Origin of the sequence: Anaeromyxobacter sp. SG66 (genome assembly GCF_022690805.1) — a bacterium.
Classification (GTDB): Bacteria; Myxococcota; Myxococcia; order Myxococcales; family Anaeromyxobacteraceae; genus Anaeromyxobacter; species Anaeromyxobacter soli.
In genome coordinates this window covers 1-8,113 of record NZ_JALCZC010000150.1, presented here as the reverse complement: position 1 = coordinate 8,113, position 8,113 = coordinate 1, and the positions used below count along the sequence as shown (strand labels likewise).

Sequence of the window (8,113 nt, the reverse complement as noted above, 5' to 3'; positions counted from 1 at the left end):
CGCCCGCCTCGACCTCCTTCAGGACCTTGATGATCTGCTCGTCGGTGAACTTGCTCTTCCGCATCCGTCCTCCACGATCAGTAGAGGACTCACGCTTCGACCCGTCCAGTTTTCGGGGGGCAGGTCACAGGCGTTACCGAGTACATCTCGACGGGCCCGCCACTGCTGGCTGGGGTGTTTGGCGGAATCGCCAGCCCCGACGTGTACGATGCCGAAAGCGAACCGTAGACGAGGTTCGCCGGTGGCAGCAGGGGCTCTTCGACCGCAATCGTTAGTACGGACGCCGTGGTGCCGCTCGCGTTACTTCCGGTGACGGTGTACGCAACGGCGGGGGCTAGGACCGCAGGCGTCCCGGAGATCACTCCTGTGGCCGTGTCGAGTACGATTCCTTGCGGCAGACTCGGAGCAACGGCATAGGTTTCTACGGTCCCGCCGGTCACGTACGGAACATTTGGAGTGATGGGTCGCCCAACCGTGTAGGTAGCGGGATTCGCGGAATAGACGAGTCCGCGCGGGGGAGGCGGCGGAGGCGGGGGCGGCGGAGGGTCCGCAACCGTCATTGTGAGGCTCGCAGTCGTGTAACCGCGCGAGTTCCTCGCCGTCACGATGTAGTCCGCGGTCCCGGTAGCCTGCGTCGGCGTGCCCGAAATAACGCCTGTCAGCGTATCAAACGTCAGCCCCACAGGAATCGGTGGCGCAACAGAAAACTCTGTTGCGTTCCCATTCAGCGTTGGGGCGTTCGGTGTGATGGCCTTACCCGTGACATAGATCGCCGGGTTAGCCGAATAAGTCAGATTGCTCGGCGGCTGCCCCGTCGGATTCTCGGTGCCTGAGCACCCCGCGACAAGGAGTGCCGCCGTAGCTAACAGTGTACTGAACGTCAGGCGCGGTCGCACCCTAGTAGAAGACAGCGTTCGTTCCTACTTGTCCACCGTATCTCTACCTCTACTGTACGAAGTCACGTGTGGCCTACCAGGGCGGAGGGGTGAGGCCGCGAGCGCGCCAGTGGCCGACGCGAGCCTCCTCGTTGCGGATGAGCTGGTAGCGACAGCGAGCGAGGATCTCCGACGGTGAAAGTGGTCGGCGCAGCAGCTCGCTCACCAGGAAGCGCATCATCACCACCGAGAGCGGCGCTCTTTTTCCCCAGCCTGCGGTGCTCCCGCACTAGGAACCACAGCGTGCTCAGGCTCGCCGTCATGTGTTGGTGCCAACCTTGCCACGCACGCGCCTCGTAGTGGTCGAAGCCCACACCTCGCCCTTGGGTTTTCGAAGGCCTCCTCGATGAGGTGGCGCCGCTGGCCGCCTTCACCAACTCGTCCAGCGGCGTGCGGGGCGGAGCGTTGGAGAGGAAGATCCATGCGCTGGTCGCTGCCGAGCGACTCGATCGCGAGTGTCCGTGCCTTCGCGAGTATGCGAGCGCGATGACGATGCGCGTCCGTATCCATCGTGGCGCCGCCCAGGTCGGCGGCAGCTGCGTCGAGCTCGATTCGGGGGGAGAGCGGATCCTCCTCGACCTTGGCATGCCGCTCGACGCCGAGGATGGCGACGTTCCGCTGCCGGACGTGCCGGGCATCCTGCGGGGCGACCCGAGCCTGCTCGGCGTCATCGTCTCCCACCTCCACGGGGACCACTGCGGGCTCGTGACGCACGCCGCGCCCGGGTTGCCGCTCGCGATCGGAATGATAGCAGCGCGCATCCTTCGCGAGGCCGAGTTCTTCACGGGGAGGGCTCCGCTCCCAGAGCCGCGCTGGCCGCTGCGCGATCGAGAGACCTTCGAGATCGGAGCTTTCCGGATCACGCCCTACCAAGTCGAGCACAGCGCGTTCGATGCCTTCGCCTTCCTCGTGGAGGCGGGCGGACGCCGGCTGCTCTACACTGGCGACTTCCGCGCGCACGGCAACGACGGCGAGCCGTTCGTGCGCCTTCTGAGGGATCCGCCACGTGGCGTTCACGCCCTCCTGATGGAGGGGACGCAGATCGGCGACGGCCGGGAGGGCGACGGGCCTGGTGAAGCCGAGCTGCGGGGCGCGCTCGCACGCCGGTTTCGCGAGTTTCCCGGTCTCGTCCTCGCAGCTTGGTCGTCGCAGAACCTCGACCGGTCGCGAACGATGTACGAGGCGGCGCGCGAGGCGGGGCGGACGCTGGTCGTCGACCTGTACTCGGCGACGCTCGCGCGCGTTGCTACCCGGGCCGGCATCCCCGTGCCCGGTGACGAGGGGCTCGAGGTCTACTGCCGCAAGCGCGAGCGCCTCCAGGTCAAGGACACGAAGGAGTTCCACAGGACGCGCTCCGTCCACCGGTGGCGGGTCTTTCCGAAGGATCTCGCCCCGCGGGCGCGCGAGATCGTGCTGCTGTTCCGACCGTCGATGCTCGGCGAGCTCGAGCGCGCGGGAGCACTGCGCGGTGCGCTCGCGATCTGGTCGCTCTGGCGCGGGTACCTAGCGAACGCGGCGGAGCAGCAGATGCAGCGCGTTCTTGCACACCACGGGGTTCCGCTCGAGGTCCATCACGTGTCTGGCCACGCATACGTTCCCGATCTTCAGATGCTCGTTCGCAGCGTGTCACCGGAACGCGTGATTCCCATCCACACGGCCGAACCTGCAGCGTACGCTTCGTTGTTCGCCAGAACCGAGCTTCGGCCTGATGGCGTATGGTGGGACGTGTAGGCCGACGGAGAGGAGCCCATGGACAACGAAGTCGCCCTCGAACGACTGGCGGATTTCGCTTCGACGAGGTACGCGCGCACCGCGTTCAAGCTGCATCAGAACGACGGCTACGTGCGTGTGAGCGCGGGCGGGTTCCGCGCCGTCTGCGTGTCGGATGATGCACCGCTCTGCGAGTTCGGCGCGGGAACTGCGGCGCGGCTGGACTCCGTCCTCCACCACTTCAACGCCGCGGTGCCGGGATCCGAGACGGCCAGGGCGAAGCTGGAGCGTCGCGTCCAGGCCCACGTCGTCCGCGCCGCGCTTTCGAATAGCCTCGAGCTTCTCTCCGTCCTGCCAGGGCTGCCGTTCGACCAGCTCCTGTTCGCGCTCGACGAGGTGCGGCTCGAGTTGGGCGACACTCCCGCGGACGACGTCATCCGCTGTGACCTCCTCGCGGTCGCGGTCACGGATCGCCGCTGCGAACCCGTCGTCATCGAGCTCAAGTGGGAGCGTCAGCTCGCCCAGCTTCGCCGGCAGCTCCAGGCGTTCAGTCGCGTAGTCAGCGCGCACCAGCCGGCGTTCGAGAAGCTGCTCGGAGCAGCCGTCGGGCGCCCAGGTGAAGTATCGGCCGCGCGTGTGCACCACGTCATCGTCTGGCCCAAGTCCGAGGACCCATCGTCGGCCGGCACGGGTCGAACGCGTTCGGAACTCGTGACTGCCAACATCTCCGCGGTGGCGTTCGAGAGGGTCGGCGCGGGATTCACATTCAGCCTCGAGGTCCCCGCAGCCTCTGCCGCCTGGCCTCTCCCGTAGGGCAACGTGATGGTCCGCTCCCCCGAATGTGAAGGCCAAGAACGGCTCAAGCGCCCTCCCGCGCTCTGTTTGGGATCGTCCGGCATTAGAAGGCGGCAGTCCGAAACCCCAGCGCACGTTAATAGTGACCGCCGACGGCTCGCGATAGGACCGGAGGGCGACACGTCGGCCGCCTAATCGACGGTGTCATCCTGCTCGCGCGCCAATTTGCAGCCCGGTAGTGTAGCTCGAACTGGCCATGGCCTCTCCCCGCACAAGATCCCGCAGTGGAGGCGACGGATGCCTTCCGTCATGACGAACGTTCGCGTGTACCTAACGATCGCGGAGGACGCGGCTGCAGAGTCGAAGCGACTTCTTGAGGAGGGAAGAAGTCCGAAACCTGATGGTCAGCCTGGGTATGTCGTGAGGCATGATCCTGAGCGCCGCTCCTTCAAGCAGAGCTTCATCGCAATCGCATTCGCCGGCATGTACCTCGAAGCGCTACTCGCGTTGGTGGGGAGGGAGCGCCTCGGCCCGGAGCTGTACAAGAAGATCGACCGCGCCCACACGACCTACGAGGAAAAGCTGAGGCTGCTCGGCGTCTCGGACTCGGATCTCCTAGCGGCCTGCAAGAGGTTTCGCGAGGCGAGAAACGATCTCATGCACGAGAAGCCCGTCGATCTGGAGTCGCAGGATCTCGGCGAGTGGCGAACGGCCCAAGATGAAGCCTCATTTGCGATCGAAACCGTAAGGGCGATAACGAAGGAGCTTCGAGGAGACTGACCTGCCAGCTTCGCGGGGGGCCCACTCACCGGCACGTTGGACCCGCGTCGGTCACCGCCTCCACCGGATGCGACCGATCGCCTTGACCTTGCTGACGGCAAGCGAACCCCGTTCGTTCCGAGCCTTCGACCCCGGCGCGGTGAGCGCCGCGATAACCGCGCCGCGTTCCGCTTCGTAGATCTCGCGAGCGTCGAAGTTCTCGTCGAGAAGCACCATCAGCACCGCATCCCACTCCTTAGTGACGTCGATCGACCCGAGCTGCTGGCCTTTCTTGCTGCGATTCTGGAGACACCGGCCCTTGATCTGGAGCCGACGAGGAGCGTCACCGCCACTTTGCTCAATGGCGTCGAAGCCCACCTGTCGCGCGACCGTGAGCTCCAGGCCCAGAAGCCGCGCGGCCTCGTACTCGGCGACCTCTCCCGTGATGCCGAGGGGCTTCCCGGTGACGGCGCGGTACTCCTGCGCGAGTGCTTTCGCGGTCCTCAGCAGCTCCATCGCGCGCGCGTGCCGAGCTGAAGCCTCGCCAGCGGCCGGGGCAATCGTAGTAGCCGCGCGGTCGCGGCATGCGTTGTCGTTCTTCGTGTTCACGTGAGCTCGTAGCACACAGTCAAACTCGCCCCATCACCCCGGGGAGGCGCCGCGACGATTCTGTCCCCGGCACGCATGTGCTTGCGCATGACACGGCAGCAAATCGGCATCCGGTTTCCGGTTCCTGGATAGCCCCCGACCGCACGGTGGAGGTCGCCTGCGTTCACGATCAGGGACTTCTTCGAGTCGCGTCTCGCGCGCGCCAGCCGCTCACCCAACTCCTGCTCGAACGCGGTCGCGCTCGGTGCCGACGAGGACGCCGTGGGGCGCGCCGGCATTCGCGCTGGCCTCTCTAGAACTGACTTCTCGAGGGCCCTGTTCACGCAGGGCGCTCCCGTGGCGGGAGCCGCAACGCGTTGGGACCGAGGCAACGCCTCCGTGCGCACTTGCTCGTTGCGAGTCAGCCACGCGAGCTGTTCGCCCTGCGCCAGCCCCTCCATCGGGACGACGCAGCGCTTGCCGTCGCCCACGACGAGCGGCATCAGGTCTTGACGATACGCCTCGCCGGCGAACCACAGGATCGTCCTCGCCTCGCGGTACTCGGTCCTCGCAGTCAGCTGGCGATGAACTCCCAGCGCCCATGCGCGTCGTTCGGCGCGCCCAGAGTCCGCGAGCGTCTGCTCGTACGGCGCGATCACGTCGCCGGGATGCACCAAGCCGTGCTTCGCGCTCAGGATGAACGTGTCGCGCGCGCCGCGACGGGCGAGAGCGTACGCCTTTCTGAAGAAGGAAGAGGGCGCGTACAGATCCTCCGCAGGGCAGGGAGCGGGAGCCTTCTTCTTCGTGCAACTGAGGAGTGCGAGGACCGGCTGCTCCAGCGCCGAGTTTGCGCTCGTGCTCATCGGGACGCTCGGGGGCGGAGTGATCACAGCGACTGGCTGCACAGCGCTCTCGCGAAGCTTTCCGCCACGAACGGATACCGACGGGGTGTGCGCCACCAGGCGCTGGAAGACGTCGAGGAACGCAGGATCGAACGAGCGCCCGACGTGCTTCACGTTCCAGAGCCCACTCCGCCGGATCGCTTCGTCGGCCGCGTGATGCCCCAGCCACCCGGACGAGGCCGGCTCCGCGGCCGCGGCCTCGGAGAGGAGCGCGATCGCGTGGGCCTCGATGTACGCGCGGATGCTGTTCGAGCCGGGCGTATCGTCGGCGTCGATCCACAGCACGCGCATGCTCGCGAGATACTCGCTCACGAGTCGCTCGAGGGGCAGTTCCGACGCGCGCATCTCGGGCGTCGGTGAAGTCGTCAACCATGCCTCCGTCACGTCTGGGCCGCGGCCCGAGCGTATGAGTGCGTGCCCAACGTGGTGGCGGAACACGGACCCGCGATGGTTGCCAACCCCGAGACCCGCATCGCCACCGTAGCCCTGGTGCTGCTTCAGTCGCTGCCACAAGGTCGTCTTCGACCCGGCAGAAACCGCATGCGTTCCTACGCGGACGACTCGCTGCCCCGCAGCATTCGGCGCGCGCACTTCGCCTGGCTCGAAGAAGAAGTACACGCCGCGGCCGGGCCACGACATGCGGCCGTCGCACGAGCCAAACGCTCTGCCTCCGCCCAGCCGCACCGACAGCTCGTCCAGAATCGCGTAGAAGTGCTCGCGGTACTCGCGGTGACTTGCGTTTGCCAACGGGATGTCCCCCCCGGAAAGCACCACGGTTCGCAGCGTCGACCACCGACCGGCGCGACGACTGCACTGCCGGTTCCGACGAGGTTCAGTCTCTCACGGCCACGGACAACGCCGACTCGCCGCCGCACAAGGACGCTGGGCCCAACGGCTCGCAGAACCGGCTTGCACGAAAGGCAACGTAACGTTTAGATTCGTGCTGTGCCGGGGACCGCGACAAAACCGAGTTGGGACAAGCTGTTCGCTACGGCCTCGGGGCAGGACGGCCTCTTCACGACCGGACAGGCCGCCGAGGCCGGCTACTACCATCAGCTCCTGAAGCGGTACGTCGAGTTCGGCCGCGTCAAGCGGGTGCGCCGCGGGATCTACCGCCTCGTTCACTACCCGACCGGCGAGCACGAGGAGCTCGCCGAGATTTGGCTCTGGTCGAAGCAGGCCGGGGTGTTCTCGCACGAGACGGCGCTCTCGCTGTACGAGCTCTCTGACGTCCTCCCGAAGCGCCTCCACCTCACGGTCCCGGCAGACTGGCGGCGGAGGCGCCTGAAGATCCCCCGCGGAGTGGTGCTGCACCACGCGACGGTGCGCGCCGACGAACGATCGTGGTTCGGCGCGGTACCCCTAACCGAACCGGGCCGAACCCTCCTCGACTGTGCGATGACGCACCTCTCGCCGGAGCTGCTCGCCCAGGCCTTTCAGCAGGCCCGGGCCAGGGGGCTCGTTTCGTCGGATGGCCTCGCGGAGATCGCGCAGGCCGCCGGGTTGCGTGAGGTCCCAGGATGAAGCCCCGCGAGTACGCGACTCCGGCAGCGTTCAAGGCGGCGCTCGACCAGCGGCTGCGGAACGTGGCCGAGCCGGGCGTCATCGCGCGCCGGCGGCAACTGCTCGTGTTCGATCGGTACCTTGCGCGGCTGGTGCGTGTCCTCGGCGACGCGGCCACGCTCAAGGGCGGCCTCGTTCTCGAACTGCGCCTCGACCGGGCGCGGACCACGCGCGACATCGACCTCCGCCTCGTCGGATCGCCCGATGGCCTGCTCGCGCGCCTCCAGGAGGCGGGCAGGCTCGACCTCGGCGACTTCATGTCCTTCGAGGTCAGGGTGGACGCCCGCCACCCCGATATCACCGGCCCCGGCGTCCAGTACGAAGGCCAGCGGTTTCGGGCGGAGTGCCGTCTCGCGGGCATGCTCTATGGTCAGCCCTTCGGCGTCGACGTCGCGTTCGGCGATCCCATTCTCGGCGAACCCGAGCTGATCACCGGCGACGATCTCCTGGCGTTCGCCGGCATCGCCGCCCCCGAGCTGCGGGTGTATCCGGTCGAGACGCACGTCGCGGAGAAGCTCCATGCCTACACGCTGCCACGAGCTACGCCGAGCACGCGCGTGAAGGACCTGCCCGACCTGGCGCTGCTCGGGCAGATCGGCCCTCGGGACGCGCGGCGGCTCCGAGCTGCTCTGGAGCAGACCTTCGGGTTCCGCGCGACGCATCCCACTCCACCGCGCCTGCCGGATCCGCCGATGGACTGGAAGGATCCGTACGCGGCGATCGCTGAAGAAGATGGTTGTGTCCCTAAGAATGTGTGAATCGGAAGTTCGCGGAGGCTGAGAAGGAAGTGGAAGCTCCTCGGTGACCAAACACCAACGGCCTCGCTTGGCGGCGAGTCCAAGGAGCTTCCAGTGAACGAGG

General features: G+C 66.9%; 8 protein-coding genes. 5 read left to right on the top strand and 3 right to left on the bottom strand.

The window, feature by feature from the left end; translation table 11 throughout:
* Positions 1 to 89: 89 nt before the first annotated feature.
* Positions 90 to 896: a putative Ig domain-containing protein gene (locus MNZ39_RS25145; protein WP_374202557.1), complete on the bottom strand. Its 807-nt coding sequence runs from the start codon at positions 894 to 896 to the stop codon at positions 90 to 92.
* A gap of 390 nt (positions 897 to 1,286) precedes the next feature.
* Here MNZ39_RS25145 and MNZ39_RS22295 point away from each other — a divergent pair, with 390 nt between their 5' ends.
* The 3 genes from MNZ39_RS22295 (at position 1,287) to MNZ39_RS22285 (ending at position 4,220) form a co-directional block, all read left to right on the top strand.
* Positions 1,287 to 2,666 (top strand): MBL fold metallo-hydrolase, encoded by a 1,380-nt coding sequence (locus tag MNZ39_RS22295; protein WP_242341296.1) that lies wholly within the window; start codon positions 1,287 to 1,289, stop codon positions 2,664 to 2,666.
* Positions 2,667 to 2,684: 18 nt separating this feature from the next.
* Positions 2,685 to 3,458, top strand: coding sequence for a hypothetical protein (locus tag MNZ39_RS22290; RefSeq protein ID WP_242341295.1), 774 nt, complete (start codon positions 2,685 to 2,687; stop codon positions 3,456 to 3,458).
* Between the two features lie 291 nt (positions 3,459 to 3,749).
* A complete protein-coding gene (locus MNZ39_RS22285) occupies positions 3,750 to 4,220 on the top strand; it encodes a hypothetical protein (RefSeq protein ID WP_242341294.1) in 471 nt (156 codons plus the stop codon).
* Between the two features lie 51 nt (positions 4,221 to 4,271).
* Here MNZ39_RS22285 and MNZ39_RS22280 read toward each other — a convergent pair whose 3' ends face one another.
* Positions 4,272 to 4,808 carry a hypothetical protein gene (locus tag MNZ39_RS22280; protein ID WP_242341293.1) on the bottom strand — a complete coding sequence of 179 codons (537 nt, stop codon included), beginning with the start codon at positions 4,806 to 4,808 and terminating at the stop codon, positions 4,272 to 4,274.
* Complete coding sequence (locus tag MNZ39_RS22275; RefSeq protein WP_242341292.1) at positions 4,805 to 6,436, bottom strand: DUF6884 domain-containing protein; 1,632 nt, start codon at positions 6,434 to 6,436, stop codon at positions 4,805 to 4,807. Before MNZ39_RS22275 ends, MNZ39_RS22280 begins: the two co-directional genes overlap by 4 nt.
* Before the next feature lie 198 nt (positions 6,437 to 6,634).
* Between MNZ39_RS22275 and MNZ39_RS22270 the strand changes: the two genes are divergently transcribed.
* Complete coding sequence (locus tag MNZ39_RS22270; protein ID WP_242341291.1) at positions 6,635 to 7,213, top strand: type IV toxin-antitoxin system AbiEi family antitoxin domain-containing protein; 579 nt, start codon at positions 6,635 to 6,637, stop codon at positions 7,211 to 7,213.
* Positions 7,210 to 8,010, top strand: a complete 801-nt coding sequence (locus MNZ39_RS22265; RefSeq protein WP_242341290.1) for a nucleotidyl transferase AbiEii/AbiGii toxin family protein — start codon at positions 7,210 to 7,212, stop codon at positions 8,008 to 8,010. Before MNZ39_RS22270 ends, MNZ39_RS22265 begins: the two co-directional genes overlap by 4 nt.
* The last annotated feature ends 103 nt before the right edge of the window (positions 8,011 to 8,113 follow it).